Raw genomic sequence first — 16,560 nt, 5'->3', positions numbered from 1 at the left:
GGGGGAATGGATTTTGCGCAAGTTTAAACAGTTGGCAATAATTCTTCTTTGCTGCTTCTCGATTTTGCTGTTTGGTAGCTCTGTATCTATTGAAGCAAGTGATTTTAATGGGGAAATCAATGAAACGATTGTTGTTCCTGGTGAACAATTGGAAGAAGGAACATCAGATCAGCTTTGCTGGTATTGTACTAAATTTCGCTATTCAGGATATTTTAAAGTTTGTATTGAAGGATTTTGGAGCCCACATTGTATCATCCAATAAGATGAAGAATTACCAATCATTCTAAAAAAGACAAACTAATGACAGTTCGAAAGTGAAAATAAGAAAATTTGGCTGGATTTGGAGAGGTGTTCTCTCGACTCCTGCTCAGAGTAGAGAGAAAGTCGAGACACTACATGGCGTAAAGTGCGCCCCAAATGTTAGACAATATTTATGCAACCAAGGACTGAGTTCGGTATTGTACCGGACTCAGTCCTTATTTATTTTTACATGGTCTTTTAGTTATTATAGTAACGAATATCTACTTCCTTGATTGTCACAAACCTCAGATAAAATGACGGATTACTTTACTCAGGCCTCGATTGTTACTTTAATCCTCAGTTAAAGTGACAGATCGCTCTATTCAGACACATAACTGAAACCAAAATTATGCGTAGTCAGCAAAAAATGAGCGAGCTTTTCACTAGAAGAGAAAAGTTTATCAGTTCAACTTATTTATCTGCAAATGACGTTGCTGCATTTTATGGGTACGAATGTGTAAACTTTATAGTCTTTTTATAAAAAGATCCCAATCTTTTGAGCGACCAATAGTTGGCGCGTGCAGTTCTGCGCTGAAGCGGCTCGACGCACGCCCCGTTCAAAAGTGAGTGGTAAGTCTCGGAGTTATTAAAATGAGTTTCTCTAAAGCCTGAGCCGAACTAATTATCATTCGGCTTTTTTACTTCATGCCTTATAACTTTTACATTTTCTTCGTGGCAGCTCTTTGTAAAGCTTGATGGATAAGGATGCTGTTTTCCAAGCTCAGCAATCTTATCCATATCCTTGTTAATTACAGCCTCTTCTAAAGCATAAATATATTTTTCGGCCATATGGATTCTTTTTAAGATTTCCTTCTGGTCAGTTGTATGGCTGCCATGCCCAGGAATCATTAAACGAATATTATAAGATGCTAAAATCTCCTTCGCCTTTTCTAATGTATTCTTATAAGCAATCGAACGATCATTCAGGAACGGCAATTCAAAATCAGATAGATAATCACCAGCAACCCATATGCCATGTGATTCCAAAACGGTGAATAATCCATCTGAAGTATGGCCGGGAGCTAAATAGAAAGTCAGCTTTGTAGAACCTACTTGATAGGTTTGCCCATCATGATCGATCACTTCATCAAACTCCGGATACTCTCTCTCACCCAACCTGTCTATATAGTATTCATTATCAAAATCATTTATTAACTGTACCTTTTCTCTTTTATTGGCATGCTTGTCCATTCCTAAGCTTCCAATTTTCATCGCATCTTTAAATTCCGGATATCCTACAATATGATCAAAATCCCCATGAGTAAAAATAACAATGAGCTCCCTGTCTGCGATTCTTTCATCCACCAGTGCCCTTATCTCATTTACTTCATGAGGCAGCATCGCAGGATCCACAACAATGACTGCATCCTCAGTAAAAATAACCGTTGATAATACTTTAAATAATGCACTTTGAAAAACTACCGCTTGTTTATCTTCAAATATAATCATTCAAACAACCCTACTCTTTTTCAATTATTCGCTGTATACCTGCCATAATTTGCTCGCTTTCAGCGTTATTTGCTTTATAAACTATTTTTTTATTCCATTCCATAAAATATAAATCATTATCTTCAATCCATATCTTTAGCTTAATATTTTCATTGTTTTCTAATAGCAGTAAACAATCATACATATTTTTCCCAATCGGCTGCTCCTCGACCCTTTCTGCATTGGTAATTAATGAATGCAACAATTCAAGCCATTCATTGTTGCTGGAAATAGCATAGTCTTTTTTATACATATATTCAATCGGCTGAAAACTATCATATGAATGATTTGTTGCAATAATCGCCTCCATTATAGTTGAAGATAAGACAGGATAATTATCTGCCCGTCCAATGCCATCATCCCATTTCCATAAGACTAAGCATGAAAATATGAGTAATGTTGCAACTGAGGTCATATAATAAGGAATCCTTTTTGATATGATTTTTTGCTGATTATTATGTGCAAGTTTACTTTCTATTTGTTGAAAAGACTTGTTTTTTGCCGTTATTTTTCTATGGATAGAATCTAGTTCCTTTAATGCGTCATCCATTTGAGAGTACCTCTTCAAAACCTTCTCCCCTTTTTTTCAGTTCTTTCTTTAGCGCCTTTATAGCCCTTAGAGTAGTAATTCTCACCTTATCCTCTTTCCAATTTAAAATTTCTGCAGATTCTTTTATGGAGAATTCCTTAATTTTCCTTAATACAATCACTTCACGATAATCCATTTTTAATCTGTTAATCGCTTCATATAATATAGTAATTTTTTCGCCCTTCAATAAAATTTCATCTGGTGATTGCTGCTCGGAGTAAAGATTTTTAAGATCAAACGGCAAGTATCGATATTTAGATTTTTTCCTTATATAATCAATCGCTGTGTTTCTTGCAATTTTAACAAGCCATGTGTACAGTTGCGACTCTTCATTAAATTGATTAAAACTCTGATACGCTTTGATAAAAGATTCCTGGGTTAAATCTTCTGCTGTGGCGCGATTATTTACTAATAGGAAAATGTAGCTAAAAATTCTGTCACTATACTCATCATACACCTGGCTAAACTCTTCGCCCCCATCTACCAATTTTTTAACCCCCTTTTTAATGAAAGAGTAATATTTTTTTAATACTCAGACATTTATCCGTAAAGTTAACATCATAATTAACATCCTTTCGTGAGGTTTGTCATTTTTATTATATGGTTCCTTTCGGCTGCCCAATTGATCAACATATAACTTATGAACTGTTTTTATTCATTTAAATGCAATAGTGCTTTTTCAGTGAACTATTTTTAATCTTTAAGTATTTCTTCTGTAATCTTGTATAAATCAGGACTATTGTTTGGATTTTTCCCATTACATTTTTTATCTATGCCGTTTTTCACCTATCGAATGAACCTATTCAAATGAACTAAATTCTTCTGGAAGAATTCCTAACACAATTACTAAATACTTAATTTTCTAAATATTATTATTATTTCATAATGAAAATTGCTTGCTAAGAGGATTTTTAGCTAATTTTTTCACCTTTTACAATTCCCTTTGCACTAATTTAAGATTTGTTCTCTATTACGATTAACTCATTTTACAAAAGCGAACGAAATATTCGACATAATCCGACAACTTCACCCCTTTTTATTAGCTACAGTTTAAATTGAGGCAAGGAATTCTAATCAAGATTTCCTTTCCACTAAATCATAGGAGGTGAACATTTTCTAGTTAATATTTATTTTAAGAGCCCATCATTTAAAATTCAGGGAGGGGAATTGTTTTGAGAAGAAAAAGAAAAAATTCTTACCGATGGCTTAGCATCTTTATGATTGCTTTCTTAATCGTACCTATGATGTTTCCAAGCATCGGGTCAGCTGATTCGAACAAGGGAGTTAGTACTTCCGTTGCAAAATCAGCTGCAGAAGTTGCCCAAAACAAAATTAGTAAATCATTAACTAAAGAATTTGACAAAGAGGATCAAGTCACCTTCTTAATTAAATTTAAAGAACAAGCAGATCCTGTTGCTTCAGCTAAAAAAGCAGAAAAAGCGGCTTCAGCTCAAAAGCAATCTGCTGCACAAGCTAAATACATGAAAAGATCTTCAATTGTTTCAGATTTAAGAGCAACAGCGATTGAGTCTCAAGGCAGCGTTAATGACTTCCTTAAAAAACAAGAAAAGTCAGGTAAAGCAAATGACATTCAATCTTTTTATATTGTAAATGCAATGGCCGTTACTGCAACAAAAGCAGTGATGGAGAAAATCGCTACTTTCCCAGAAGTAGAAAAAATTCTACCGAATGAAACTAGAAAGCTACATACACCAACGGTAGAAGAAGCTCCTAAAGCGGAAAAAGCTGGTGAAATCAATTCCATCGAATGGAATATCGATCATATCGGCGCACCTGCGGTATGGGAGATGGGTATTGATGGGTCCGGTACAGTAGTTGCTTCCATTGATACTGGTGTTCAATGGGATCACCCAGCGTTAAAAGAAAAATATCGCGGCTATGATGCCGCAACTGGTTCAGCTGATCATGAATACAACTTCTTTGATGCCACTTCAAATCGTTCTGATTCATATGATGACCATGGTCACGGGACTCATGTTACTGGAACAATGGTCGGTGCTGAACCAAACGGAGCAAATCAAGTTGGGGTAGCTCCTGGTGCAAAATGGATTGCTGCAAAAGCATTAAATGCTGCTGGTAGTGGCACAGATGCGCAACTTATTGCTGCTGGTGAATGGATTCTTGCACCTACCGATGAGAACGGGAATCCAAACCCTGCAATGGCTCCAGATGTTGTAAATAACTCTTGGGGCGGCGGGCCTGGAGTAGATGACTGGTACAGACAAGTCGTTCAAGCTTGGCGTGCGGCTGAAATTTTCCCAGAATTCTCTGCAGGTAACACTACATTATTTAATCCAGGTGGTCCGGGATCAGTTGCTAACCCTGGAAACCTACCTGAAGCATTTACAACAGGTGCAACAGATATTAACGATAATTTAGCAGGTTTCTCTTTACAAGGACCTTCACCTTATGGCGGTATATTGAAACCTGAAATTTCTGCTCCAGGTGTAAATATTCGGTCTTCCGTTCCAGGAAGCGGCTATGAAGGCGGCTGGAATGGAACTTCTATGGCTGGTCCGCACGTAGCCGCCGTAGCTGCATTACTTCGACAAGTAAATGCAAGCATTTCTATTGAGGATATGGAAGAAATTATTACTTCAACAGCTGTACCTTTAACAAATAACCAATATCCAGAATCTCCAAACAACGGTTTTGGTTATGGTTTAGTTAATGCTTATGATGCCGTTAATTCAATTATCTCAGGACTCGGCACGATTAAAGGTTCTGTGTCTAAAGATGGTGAAGATACTGAAGAACCAGTAGCTGAGCACACTGCACCAGAAGAAACATATGCAGGTATGGATTTGAGCTTAGAACTTACTGCTTCTGATAATGTAAGTATTACAAGTGTAGAACTTGAATATGTTGCTGCTGATGGCAGTACGAAAACAGTTTCTGCTGTGAGATCATCAGGCAACTATAAAGAAGGTACATTTACTGCCGTTATTCCTGGCGGTGACATCGATGTGCCATCTGTTTCTTACAAATGGATTGTAAATGACTTTGGCGGTAATGCAGTCGAAACTGAAACTTTTGAAGTAGCTGTTCAGCCTGGTATTACAGTCGGCTATTCTACTGATTTCGAATCCACGCCAACTGGCTGGTCTTCTTTCGGATCAGGAAACATTTGGGAATGGGGTGCACCAACTTCTGGACCAGGCAGTGCATTCTCCGGTGAAAAAGTATATGCAACTGGCCTTGCTGGCGATTATGGAAACAGCGCAAACATGACTTTAACGATGCCTCCTATCGATTTACCTGATGGAAGCAGCTATTTACAGTTCAAACAATGGTATAACATTGAAAATAACTGGGATTTCGGTCATGTCTTTGTATCAACAGATCAACAAAACTGGACGCAGCTAGCTCGTATCACAAACCAATCTAATGGCTGGATTGACGGTCAAGTTGACCTTAGTGAATATGCCGGCGAAAGAATTTATATTGGCTTTAACCTAACATCTGATGGTTCAGTCGTTAGACCTGGCTGGTATATTGATGATGTCAGTCTTTCAGACACACCTTTAGCTGCTTCTAAAACTGGCAATATCGGTTTTGACAGCAAAGCTAAAACTAAAGCCGATAGCAAAGCTGAAGCTAAAGGCAAAAAAGAAGTCAATGCTAACAAAATCCAACCAAGTACAGATAAAAAATCTGCCAAAGAAGCAAAAGAAAAAGCTGTACCTATGGCACTTCCAATTGGTGCGAAAGTAAGTGTCCTTGAGTCTGGCAGATCTGTAAACACTAATCCTGCTGACGGTTCATACCAATTAATGCATGCTGCTGGTGAATACAATGTACGTGCAGAAGCATATGGATTTAGCTCAGAAACACAAACTGTCGATGTAGCGGCAGATGGAGAGGCAATTGCAAACTTCGTTCTTGATGAGCTTCCTAAAGGAACTGTTTCTGGAACTGTAACAAATGAAAGAACTGGAGAGCCAATTGAAGACGCCACTCTTTTAATTGTTGAAGATGCTCAAGTAACACCTGTTACTACAAATGCAAATGGTGAATATTCACTATCAGCTTACCATGGCGATTACACATTAAGAGTAATGGCGAATTCTTATTCCAGCAAAGACATTGAAGTCACTCTTGATGGTTCTGATGTTGAGGTAAATGTAGAATTAAAACCATTTATCGGGTTCGAAGGTGAAATCGGATATGATGATGGAACTGCGGAAAACGCGCGTGCATTCTATGATGCCGGCAATGGCTGGGGTGTAAGAATGTCACTTGAAGAAGGTCAGGAATCAGCTATGGTAACTGGCGGTCTATTCCGATTCTGGGATACTTCATGGCCAACACCTGGAGGAACTAACTTCCAAGTAGCTATCCATGATGCTAAAGATGATGGAACGCCTGGAGAAAGATTAGCTGGCCCTATTGATGCAACCGCTCTTCGTAATGGAGAATGGACTCAAGTTGATTTAGCTGGTGAAGGAGTAACAGTTGATGGCGACTTCTTCATGGTCTACATCCAATCTGACCCTAATCCAAATGCACCTGGACTAGGCACTGATGAAAACGGCACAAATTCCGGTCGCAACTTCCAATTAGTTGGCGGAGCATGGTCACCATCTCCAACAGCTGAAGGAAACTATATGATTCGTGCGATTGTAAATTATGAACTATCATCTCCAGTTATTACAGCACCTGCTGATGGCAGCTTTACAAAAGAAGAAATCGTTACAGTTGAAGGTACTTCTCAACCAAATGTCGATATAAAAGTTTACAATGGTGATGACGAAGCTGGAACAACTGCAGCTGATGCAGATGGAAAATTCTCTGTAGACGTTACATTATCACAAGGTGAGAATGTCCTTACAGCTACCGGAGTAAGTGATGTGGGCGAAACAGATCCATCAGAAGCAGTGAAAATTACACTTGATCAAGCAGCACCTGAATTAGCGATCACAAGTCCTAAAGACAACTCTAAAACAAATAAAGAAACCGTAACAGTAGAAGGAACGATCTCTGATGATAACCTTGATACAGTTACAGTCAATGGCCAAAAAGCAAAAGTAACAGATGGCAAATACTCATTACGCATCCTTTTGGATGAAGGTGAAAATGAAATTACAGTTGTAGCTACAGATAAAGCTGGCAATGAAACAATCAAATCTGTTACTGTGGATGCAAAATACACTGCACCTGAAATTGAAAATCTTCTTCCTGGAGAGGACAGACAATTAAATGCAGGTCAAACAGTTAAGATTGAGTTTGATAGTGAGCCTGGCTTAAAGGCTACATTTGCAATTAAAATGCCATTAACTAACTTAAAATCTCAGGCCTCAAATGTGAATGACCTTCCTATTATGGAAACAACACCAGGTCATTATGTTGGATACTACACAGCGACTTCAAACGTTGTTGCACCAGGAGCTGAAATTGAAGTAAAAGTCAAAGACGGCTACGGTAATGAAACACGCGCAATTGCTGAAGGTAAGCTTTGGATTAATTCTCCAATTGACTGATCTTATGTAAAAGGAAGAGAGGATGCTTTATAAGCATCCTCTCTTTTCTCTCTAAAATCTAAAGCATGCTGCACCAACGATGATTAACAGAATGAATAAAACAACGATTAACGCAAAACCGCCGCCGAATCCACAACCACCGCCGCCACCATAGCCGTATCCACCATAACAGCAACCGCCGCCACCATATCCATACATAGAAAAATCTCCTCCTATTATTATTATTAGTTATTTTAATGTCCTGCTAATTAGCAGCAACCACCGTATCCCCAAGAAGCTCCGATGATTACTAACAAGATAAACAATACTACTAGGAGTGCGAAGCCTCCGCCACATCCAAATCCTTCTGACATTTTAAATGACCTCCTTTATTTGATTCTATATATCCTATTCAGCTTACCCTATATGTGCGATAGTCAAATGCACATTTTTAGGGCAAACATCTATAGGCTTATCCACTCCAGCTCCCTTTCTCTCCTTCAATTTCAATGCTTTAGCAAGCTGAATGAACATCAAATTTCTACAAAATTGGGCAAATTACAATGGCAGCTTCCTACATTTTATTGCTGTTTCCATAATTAAAAATGGCGCGATGTTTGCTGACTTTGACAGGTTTCAGCTTCTATTTATATATGAAAACTATGTTTAATTTGGCTATTGTTCCCTTCAGGAAAGAGCTTCCACATCGTTGTCCCGAGATTATGCCTTCGACTATTCGAACTACTGTGGAAAAATTATTTCTTAAGGAAAGAGAACAAAATGACCAATCGTTTATTTACTGCAAATAGCTCTTTTGGCGTTAAAAAAACACCGCTTCATCCATAAGCGGTGTTAACTTGATTATTCATTTTTTTCTTTAGGGACAAGGTTAAAAATTTCACCTGATTCAAAGCTGTCTACTAATCTACCTAGCCAATCATAATAAGCTAAAGCCTCATATAATTTGTTAATATCCGCTTTGGCTGCGTTTAGAACTTCAGCATCTGCCGTTTTTTCAGTGATAATCTGTTCCATTTCCTTAATTGACTTCTCAATGGCACCAATATTCATCGAAATACTCGGCCGCCATTTAGTTGTAAATAAATCAACAAAGGTTTGATGCCAGTCTTCTTCTGCACGGTACTGATCTTTTCGTGACCCTTTCTTCCAGACCTTTTCAACCATCTTTAGCTCAAGGAGACTTCTAACTGACGTACTCATGCTTGTCTTGCTCATCCCAAGCTCTTCCTTCATTTCATCCAAAGTCATTGGGGTATTTTTAAAATAGAGCATTCCATATAAACGGCCGATTGAAGGGGCTATTCCATATAAATTCATATTTTGGGATACCGTCTCTATTACTCTTTCACGCGCTTGGTCAAGCTTCTCTTGTTCACTCATTTCTACATTATCCCACCCGTTATCTATCTTTCAATTAAAGTTAATCCGCCTAAATAGGCACCGAAATTATCGTGCTTATTTATTACACCCTTAACTTTCACATTTTTTAGCTTAACATGTTTTACATGATTGTAAAGAATTCGACATAGGAGCTATATAGAGGAAACAGGAGGATTTATAAGAATACACATTGTTCAGTTCGTACAGTTTTTACTGTACAAACTAAACAGTGGATTATGCTCGAATCTACGCTTTGCCCTAAAGGTAAGATTAATCCTACAATTGAGAGGTCGCATTTCACAGGTAAATAGAACGAGGTGGAAAAATGAATGAACGGAACAAAAAAATAAGTGTGCAAAATGTTACAAAGATTTTTGGTAAAAACGCCAAAAAAGCCGCACAGTTGTTAAAAGAAGGTAAAGATAAAAATGAAATTCTTAAGCAAACTGGTGCAACCATTGGTGTAAACCAAGCAAACTTCGATGTATACGAAGGTGAAATCTTCGTCATTATGGGATTGTCCGGCAGCGGCAAATCTACTTTAGTTCGGACATTAAATAGATTGATTGACCCAACTTCTGGTGTTGTCTCCATTGATGGCAAGGACATTACAAAAATGTCGAAGGACGAACTAAGAGAAACAAGACGAAAAAAAATTAGTATGGTTTTTCAAAAGTTTGCCCTTCTCCCTCATCGAACCATATTAGAGAACACAGAATATGGATTAGAAATTCAAGGAATGGAGAAAGAAACAAGAAAGAACAAAGCGCTGGAATCTTTAAGACTAGTAGGTCTTGAAGGGTACGAAAATCAATACCCAGATCAATTAAGCGGCGGTATGCAGCAGCGCGTTGGTTTGGCGAGAGCCTTAGCCAATGATACTGATGTCCTCCTAATGGATGAGGCATTCAGTGCACTGGATCCTTTAATTCGCAAAGACATGCAGGATGAATTGCTTGAGCTGCAATCATCTATGTCAAAAACGATTGTTTTCATCACTCATGATTTAGATGAAGCATTAAGAATCGGAGACCGCATTGCATTAATGAAAGACGGCTCAATTGTGCAAATTGGTACACCAGAAGAAATTCTTATGAATCCTTCCAATCAATATGTTGAAAGATTCGTTGAAGACGTTGACCTTTCAAAAGTCCTAACTGCTAAGCATGTAATGAAACGAGCGGAAACTGTACAAATCGATAAAGGTCCCCGCGTGGCTCTTCAATTGATGAGGAAACTTGGCATTTCAAGCATTTATGCGGTTGATAAAAAGAAAACGCTGCTAGGCGCAATCACGGCTGCAGATGCGAAGAATGCTGCAGAGAATGGCAAAACTCTTCAAGACATTCTCGATACACATATCCAAATGGTTGACGAAGAAACATTACTTACAGATTTATTTGATCAAGTATCAACCGCTTCTATTCCGGTTGCAGTTGTTGATGCTAATAAGCGCCTGCTCGGAATCTTAGTAAGAGGTGCTGTTATTGGTGCATTGGCAGGTAATAATGAGGCAATAAATGATTTTGAAAATGAGGTTTTCACCTCTAAATTGCTTGCTAAGGAGGTGCTGAACTAATGGAAGGATTATTACCTAAGCTCCCAGTAGCAAATTGGATTGATGTTTTTGTTGATTGGTTAACTGTTACATTTGCTGTCGTCTTTGATGGTATTACCGTCGCATTAGAAAGCATTGTAAACGGGCTATATTCTGTGCTGTCCGTTGTACCATCCTTTCTATTTATGATTGTATTAGCGTTAATCGCTTGGAAGCTTGCCAGTAGAGGAATTGGATTATTTACTTTAATAGGGCTGTTTTTCATTGATAATATTGGTTATTGGGATGGCATGCTCCAGACGCTTTCACTCGTCCTTACTGCTGTCATTATTACGATATTGATCGGTTTGCCATTAGGTATTTGGGCATCGCAAAAAAGTACTGTAAGGCATGTGATTACACCAATTTTGGATTTTATGCAAACAATGCCTGCATTCGTCTATTTAATCCCTGCTATTTTCTTCTTTAGCATTGGCGTTGTTCCTGGAGTAGTCGCATCAGTTATCTTTGCGGTCCCTCCGACTATTCGATTGACGATTCTAGGAATTAAGCAAGTGCCAACCGATATTATCGAGGCGACAGAAGCATTTGGCTCAACATCAAAACAACGGTTATTGAAAGTACAATTGCCGCTTGCTATGCCCACAATCATGGCAGGTATTAACCAAAGTATAATGCTTTCACTTTCTATGGTTGTTATTGCTTCAATGGTCGGAGCACCTGGGCTTGGCGCAGATGTTTATCGAGCAGTTACACAAATTCAAATTGGAAGAGGTTTTGAGGCTGGTTTAGCGATTGTGGTTATGGCCATTATCCTTGACCGGATTACACAAAATATTGGTACTAAGAAACAAAAAAATTAGGGGGTATTACGATGAAAAAAAAATGGCTATCTTTTTTAATGGTCCCTGCAGTTGCATTAGGTTTAGCAGCATGCGGTTCTAACGATGGTGCGACAAATGAGGATGCTTCAGTCGGAGATCAAGTGAATCACCAAATTATTGGTATCGATCCCGGTGCTGGAATTATGAAGGCTGCAGCAGGTGTGATGGAGGACTATGAGCTTAATGATTGGACATTAGTTGAAGGCTCTGGCGCTGCTATGACTGCTGCCCTTAAAAAAGCTTATGACAAAGAAGAACCTATAATAGTAACTGGTTGGAGCCCACACTGGAAGTTCTCCGCTTTTGATTTGAAATATTTAGAAGATCCAAAAGGATCATTTGGTGAAGAAGAAAATATTCATACCATTGCAAGAAATGGACTTGCAGAGGATCACCCTTCTGCACATAAAGTTTTAGACCAATTTAACTGGTCTGAAGATGCAATGAACGAAGTAATGGTTAAAATAACAGATGGCGAAAACCCAGAAAAAGCAGCAGCTGATTGGGTTGAAGCAAACGAAGACTTAGTATCAGAATGGACGCAAGGTGCAGAAAAAGTTGATGGTGATAAAATCACACTTGGCTATGTAGCTTGGGATACTGAAATTGCCAGTACAAATGTGATTGGCAAAGTATTAACTGATCTTGGTTATGATGTAACATTAAGCCAAGTTGAAGCAGGGCCAATGTGGGCCGGTGTTGCTGAAGGCAGCCTTGATGCACATGTTGCCGGCTGGTTACCGCTCACCCATGCTGACTACTATGAGAAATTTGATGGTCAATTTGAGGACCTTGGTGAAAACTTAGAAGGAACGAAGATTGGATTAGTTGTCCCAGAATATATGGATATCGATTCAATTGAAGATTTGAAAGACGAAAAATAATAAGAAAAACTTGGCATTCGCCATGCCCTCCCGGCAACTGCCTTAGTTTTACTTATATGACCTTTTAACTCGAAGCCAAATTTAGGTTATTCTTCTTTCTAGCTAAATAAAACAGCGGAGATAATTAATCATTATCTCCGCTGTTTTTTATTTTCATTGAAAAAGATTTCTATCCACTTTACTTTTCCTCGTTAGGGATGGTCATTGCTTTCCCTTTATCTTCATTTAAACCGGTAGCCAATTGATCAATGCTTTCTCTGATATTAGATTTACCGGAGAAGTTTTCTAACAATTCTTTCACGTCAAGGCCTGATGATGCTTTTAATGATTCTTGCATCGTTGACATTAAGTTTGTTGCATAGCCCGTAACCTTATTGGCACCGCCGTTTTTTCCATCACTGCCAGTATCAACAACTGTAATTTTATCAATATTGGATAATGGACTTGCAACTTCCTTCGCATATTGCGGCAGCATATCTAAGACCATATCCATTATCGCAGCCTGGCCGTATTGTTCGAACGCTTCTGCAATTTTTCTCTTCGCTTCCGCTTCAGCTAAACCTTTTAAGCGAATGATTTCTGCTTCAGATTCCCCTTGTGCCCTTTGAGAATCGGCTTTAGCAAGACCGTCAGCACGCACGCGCTCCGCCTCTGCTCTAGCTTCAGATTCAACCCGGTATTGATGGGCATCTGCTTCTGCCATTTGCTTGCGTTTTTCCGCTTCGGCAGCCTGTTCAACAGAATAGCGATCTGCGTCTGCTTTCTTCTTCACTTCAGAATCATATTGTCTTTCTCTTCTTAAAATTTCTTTTTCTTCTAATTCAATCGCTTTTTGTCTTTCAATAATTTTAATCTGCATTTCCTGCTCTGTAACTTCTTGCTTTGCCCGGGCAGTTTCCAAGTCATATGCTTGGTCGGCCTTCGCTTTAGCTATATCCTGTTCACGCCTGTAATCTGCCATCTTCATTTGATTTTCTTTTTCTGCTTCAGCAATTTCTGTTGCTCTTTCTAGCTCAGCCTTCTGCGCATCTTTGTCAGCTTCCGCCCGTTTTATTCTCGTTTCTTTCTCTGCTTCTGCTGTGGCAATGTCTGCATCTCTTCTTACTTGAGCGATTCTCGGCTTTCCTAATGAATCTAAGTAGCCATTTTTATCACGAACATCTTTAATTGTAAAAGAAACAATCACGAGACCCATTTTCGCCAAGTCTTGAGAGGCAACACGTTGAACCTCCTGAGAAAATTTATCGCGGTTTTTATAGATTTCTTCAACTGTCATTGAACCTAGAATTGATCTTAAATGCCCCTCTAAAACTTCCTTCGCTTCGTTTTCTCTATCCTCTTTGGATTTCCCTAAAAATTGTTCGGCAGCAGTAGCTATTTCTCCGATAGAACCACCGATTTTAATAATTGCTGTGCCATCTGCCATAACTGGAACGCCTTGCTCTGTATAGACTTCCGGTGTTGATACCTCAAGTTTGCTTGAAAGCAGGCTTAACGGTTCTGCTTGTTGAAAAACAGGTAATACAAATGAACCTCCACCGCGAATTATCTTAATTCTATTGCCTGCCTCATCTATATGGACATTTTTACTGCCTAAATAGCTGCCGGTTACAATTAATGCTTCATCCGGACCTGCCGTGCGATATTTTGTTACAAAAACTCCTAATAAGGCAATAATTAAAAATAGAACAATTCCTGCCACTACCCAAACCATTAACATATAGAATCCTCCCTATTACAAATTTTCATGCTTCATTACTACGACTGTATTATCTTTTGCCTCTACAACAAGCACCTTTTGACCTTCAGCAATCGTCTGATTATCTATGCTGGCAGCCGTTTTTGAAATTCTCCCTGAATAGCTTTCAATTAGCACTTCCCCGAATCCATCCTCAGGAATCGGAAGAATCACTAATCCGACCCGTCCTCTTAAAGAATCCTCTGTATACACAAGCGATTCCTCCGCAGATGAGATCGGAATGAGAACAAAGACATTCAATAGAATATCAAGTACAAGTGCAATTCCGGCAGCAACCAATGCGATCAATAGGCTATTCCATGAAGTCAAAAATTCGAGAATATATCCAGCTGCAGACATAAATGTTATAAAGGCAAGAATCAAAACTGGATTGATAAACCCGCTAGCTTCTCCTACTCCTTCGACAATATCGCCGAAAAATAAATACAAAATAATCAGGCTGCCCGAGATAATCAGGGCATATAAGTAAATAGTTTCAATAGGTAATCCAAATAATTCCATGCGCATGCATTCCTATTCATTCATATTTTTTATAACGATGCTTTTATGTCAGTAAAGCCACTGTTGTTGGATCACTCATATAAACACTCCCCTCCGAATGCAAACCTCTTACCCTATACCACTATTACGATTGAAATTTGAAAATGTTTCATTTTTTTCAATTCTTTTTCATTAAGCACAAATATCACTTTTCTCAGCTAGTAAAACCTGTTCATTCTATCAGAAAATGTCATCATTTATAAATTCCAGCATATGTTGTTTAGCAGTAAAAGGGAGGGAATTCGTTTTGTCCAGATTTGAAAAATATCACACTAAACCTAAAAATCAATTTGCAAGCATGACACTTATCCTTATCCTGGCATGTGCAGCTGTGATGATCGGAATTTATATTTATGCAAAAAGCAGCATAGTTATCGAAGCGCCGAAAAAGGATTTAGGTGAAAAAATTATCATTGAGCTTCCCTCTGGAAAGCAAGTATTCACCTATGAAAATTTAATTGTTCAGAAAGATGACAAGCTTATTTATAAAGGGGAAAGAAATACGCTCGATTTAACGGGCGGTGTCATAAAATATGAAGATTGGGATTGACTTCTATATAGGAAATCACCTATTATAAGCACAAAAAAATGAGGAGAATTTTATTGAAATATGTAAGAAAGGCAATAGCTACTTTTTCAACGAAATTAAATATGATGATAAATATTAAACGTGAGCAGTTGCACTCTCATTCTATTATGAAAATTGCTCATCGCGGCGCAGCAGGGGAATGCCCTGAAAATACATTTGCAGCGTTCGAACGGGCAGTCGAATTAGGTGCAGAATATATCGAAATTGATGTCCAATTAACTAAAGACAACCATATTGTTGTCATACATGATTTTACAATTGACCGCACGACAAATGGCAAAGGAAAAGTAAAGGATTTCACGTATAACGAGCTGCAAAAATTCGATGCAGGAAGTTGGTTTTCTCCAGCATTTAAGGGGGAAAGAATCCCGCTTTTCAAAGAAGTTTTAACTAAGTATTCAGGTAAGATTGGCCTCCTTATCGAATTTAAAAAGCCCTCGAACTATCCTGGTATAGAACAGCTTGTCGCAAAGGAAATAAGCAATCAACTATTTAATGAGGAAGAAATTATCGTCCAATCCTTTGACTTGCAGTCATTGAAAAAGTTTCAATCTTTTCTTCCTAAAATCCCTATAGGCCTATTAATAAATTATCCGCTTCATAAGAAGGATATCACTAGGTTTGCCAAACATATACAGTATTTAAATCCAAAATGGACAATGGTAAATCAAAAGCTAATGAAAAGCCTTCATGAAGAAAATCTAAAAACAATCGTTTGGACCGTGAACACCTATAATGAATTACAACATATTAAAAGATGGCCGATTGATGGGATTGTAACAAATTATCTTGAAATCTTCGATAATGAAAAAAGCTAAAGTAAAGAAAGTGATAATAAGTAAATATAGTTGGATTTGGATAGGTACCCGCTCGACTCCTACGGGAGAGTAGCGAGACTGTCGATACACTACACTAATGGCTCGACGCTCGCCCTGCGGAAGGAGAGCGGTAGCCCTCGAAAAATCCCCAAACCCTTCATCTTTTATTATTTACATGAGTATCTCTTTACAGCCCGAGGCTGGAACAGAAGTATTTCAGCCAATGAAAAAACCGAACTATCATGCGAATTTCTGATTTGAACTGCACCC

The 16,560-nt window shown here is 38.4% G+C and carries 15 protein-coding genes; 7 read left to right on the top strand and 8 right to left on the bottom strand.

Annotated elements, in window-relative coordinates; genetic code table 11:
* Positions 1-13: 13 nt before the first annotated feature.
* Positions 14-262 carry a hypothetical protein gene (locus CWS20_RS26485; RefSeq protein WP_066196629.1) on the top strand — a complete coding sequence of 83 codons (249 nt, stop codon included), beginning with the start codon at positions 14-16 and terminating at the stop codon, positions 260-262.
* 656 nt (positions 263-918) lie between these two features.
* Here CWS20_RS26485 and CWS20_RS26480 read toward each other — a convergent pair.
* From CWS20_RS26480 to CWS20_RS26470, 3 genes are read right to left on the bottom strand one after another with little or no spacing between them, the layout of a single operon-like run.
* The gene (locus tag CWS20_RS26480) at positions 919-1,749 is read right to left on the bottom strand and encodes an MBL fold metallo-hydrolase (RefSeq protein ID WP_066196626.1); all 831 of its coding nucleotides are present in this window, start codon (positions 1,747-1,749) and stop codon (positions 919-921) included.
* 10 nt (positions 1,750-1,759) lie between these two features.
* Complete coding sequence (locus tag CWS20_RS26475; RefSeq protein WP_066196625.1) at positions 1,760-2,338, bottom strand: hypothetical protein; 579 nt, start codon at positions 2,336-2,338, stop codon at positions 1,760-1,762.
* The gene (locus CWS20_RS26470) at positions 2,331-2,864 is read right to left on the bottom strand and encodes an RNA polymerase sigma factor (protein ID WP_101226456.1); all 534 of its coding nucleotides are present in this window, start codon (positions 2,862-2,864) and stop codon (positions 2,331-2,333) included. The genes CWS20_RS26475 and CWS20_RS26470 overlap by 8 nt, the downstream gene beginning before the upstream one ends.
* A 685-nt stretch (positions 2,865-3,549) precedes the next feature.
* On the opposite strand from CWS20_RS26470, the gene CWS20_RS26465 reads away from it, so the two are divergent.
* Entirely contained in the window at positions 3,550-7,878 is a 4,329-nt protein-coding gene (locus tag CWS20_RS26465; RefSeq protein WP_066196622.1) for a S8 family peptidase, read from the top strand.
* A gap of 51 nt (positions 7,879-7,929) precedes the next feature.
* Here the strand turns inward: CWS20_RS26465 and CWS20_RS26460 are convergent, their stop codons facing one another.
* From CWS20_RS26460 to CWS20_RS26450, 3 genes are all read right to left on the bottom strand, one after another.
* Positions 7,930-8,076: a YjcZ family sporulation protein gene (locus CWS20_RS26460; RefSeq protein WP_083957354.1), complete on the bottom strand. Its 147-nt coding sequence runs from the start codon at positions 8,074-8,076 to the stop codon at positions 7,930-7,932.
* Between the two features lie 50 nt (positions 8,077-8,126).
* The gene (locus CWS20_RS26455) at positions 8,127-8,231 is read right to left on the bottom strand and encodes a YjcZ family sporulation protein (protein ID WP_083957353.1); all 105 of its coding nucleotides are present in this window, start codon (positions 8,229-8,231) and stop codon (positions 8,127-8,129) included.
* 487 nt (positions 8,232-8,718) lie between these two features.
* Positions 8,719-9,258: a GbsR/MarR family transcriptional regulator gene (locus tag CWS20_RS26450; protein ID WP_066196619.1), complete on the bottom strand. Its 540-nt coding sequence runs from the start codon at positions 9,256-9,258 to the stop codon at positions 8,719-8,721.
* 325 nt (positions 9,259-9,583) lie between these two features.
* Between CWS20_RS26450 and CWS20_RS26445 the strand changes: the two genes are divergently transcribed.
* Genes CWS20_RS26445 through CWS20_RS26435 form a run of 3 tightly spaced genes read left to right on the top strand, consistent with a single transcriptional unit; the run spans position 9,584 to position 12,584 of the window.
* On the top strand, positions 9,584-10,837 hold the full coding sequence (locus CWS20_RS26445) for a quaternary amine ABC transporter ATP-binding protein (protein WP_066196617.1): 1,254 nt from the start codon (positions 9,584-9,586) through the stop codon (positions 10,835-10,837).
* Complete coding sequence (locus CWS20_RS26440) at positions 10,837-11,679, top strand: ABC transporter permease (RefSeq protein WP_066196615.1); 843 nt, start codon at positions 10,837-10,839, stop codon at positions 11,677-11,679. Before CWS20_RS26445 ends, CWS20_RS26440 begins: the two co-directional genes overlap by 1 nt.
* Before the next feature lie 11 nt (positions 11,680-11,690).
* Positions 11,691-12,584, top strand: coding sequence for a glycine betaine ABC transporter substrate-binding protein (locus CWS20_RS26435; protein ID WP_066196612.1), 894 nt, complete (start codon positions 11,691-11,693; stop codon positions 12,582-12,584).
* A 178-nt stretch (positions 12,585-12,762) separates the two neighbouring features.
* Here the strand turns inward: CWS20_RS26435 and floT are convergent, their stop codons facing one another.
* Together floT and CWS20_RS26425 are read right to left on the bottom strand one after the other, a co-directional pair.
* Positions 12,763-14,304 (bottom strand): flotillin lipid rafts scaffold protein FloT, encoded by a 1,542-nt coding sequence (gene floT / locus CWS20_RS26430; protein ID WP_066196610.1) that lies wholly within the window; start codon positions 14,302-14,304, stop codon positions 12,763-12,765.
* A gap of 15 nt (positions 14,305-14,319) precedes the next feature.
* Entirely contained in the window at positions 14,320-14,844 is a 525-nt protein-coding gene (locus CWS20_RS26425) for an NfeD family protein (protein ID WP_066196608.1), read from the bottom strand.
* A gap of 286 nt (positions 14,845-15,130) precedes the next feature.
* Between CWS20_RS26425 and CWS20_RS26420 the strand changes: the two genes are divergently transcribed.
* Positions 15,131-15,433, top strand: a complete 303-nt coding sequence (locus CWS20_RS26420; protein ID WP_066196605.1) for a hypothetical protein — start codon at positions 15,131-15,133, stop codon at positions 15,431-15,433.
* 53 nt (positions 15,434-15,486) lie between these two features.
* On the top strand, positions 15,487-16,290 hold the full coding sequence (locus CWS20_RS26415) for a glycerophosphodiester phosphodiesterase (RefSeq protein WP_158237043.1): 804 nt from the start codon (positions 15,487-15,489) through the stop codon (positions 16,288-16,290).
* Positions 16,291-16,560: the final 270 nt, after the last annotated feature.

The sequence above is a fragment of the Cytobacillus horneckiae genome, assembly GCF_002835735.1.
GTDB classification, from domain to species: Bacteria; Bacillota; Bacilli; order Bacillales; family Cytobacillaceae; genus Cytobacillus; species Cytobacillus horneckiae.
This window is presented reverse-complemented; position numbering and strand designations above follow the sequence as displayed.

Excerpts from the sequence above, each read along its gene's own strand:
- CWS20_RS26480 (WP_066196626.1), bottom strand. The coding sequence starts at position 1,749 with ATGATTATATTTGAAGATAAACAAGCGGTAGTTTTTCAAAGTGCATTA.
- CWS20_RS26475 (WP_066196625.1), bottom strand. The coding sequence starts at position 2,338 with ATGGATGACGCATTAAAGGAACTAGATTCTATCCATAGAAAAATAACG.
- CWS20_RS26460 (WP_083957354.1), bottom strand. The coding sequence starts at position 8,076 with ATGTATGGATATGGTGGCGGCGGTTGCTGTTATGGTGGATACGGCTAT.
- CWS20_RS26455 (WP_083957353.1), bottom strand. The coding sequence starts at position 8,231 with ATGTCAGAAGGATTTGGATGTGGCGGAGGCTTCGCACTCCTAGTAGTA.
- CWS20_RS26450 (WP_066196619.1), bottom strand. The coding sequence starts at position 9,258 with ATGAGTGAACAAGAGAAGCTTGACCAAGCGCGTGAAAGAGTAATAGAG.
- CWS20_RS26445 (WP_066196617.1), top strand. The coding sequence starts at position 9,584 with ATGAATGAACGGAACAAAAAAATAAGTGTGCAAAATGTTACAAAGATT.
- CWS20_RS26440 (WP_066196615.1), top strand. The coding sequence starts at position 10,837 with ATGGAAGGATTATTACCTAAGCTCCCAGTAGCAAATTGGATTGATGTT.
- CWS20_RS26435 (WP_066196612.1), top strand. The coding sequence starts at position 11,691 with ATGAAAAAAAAATGGCTATCTTTTTTAATGGTCCCTGCAGTTGCATTA.
- floT (WP_066196610.1), bottom strand. The coding sequence starts at position 14,304 with ATGTTAATGGTTTGGGTAGTGGCAGGAATTGTTCTATTTTTAATTATT.
- CWS20_RS26425 (WP_066196608.1), bottom strand. The coding sequence starts at position 14,844 with ATGGAATTATTTGGATTACCTATTGAAACTATTTACTTATATGCCCTG.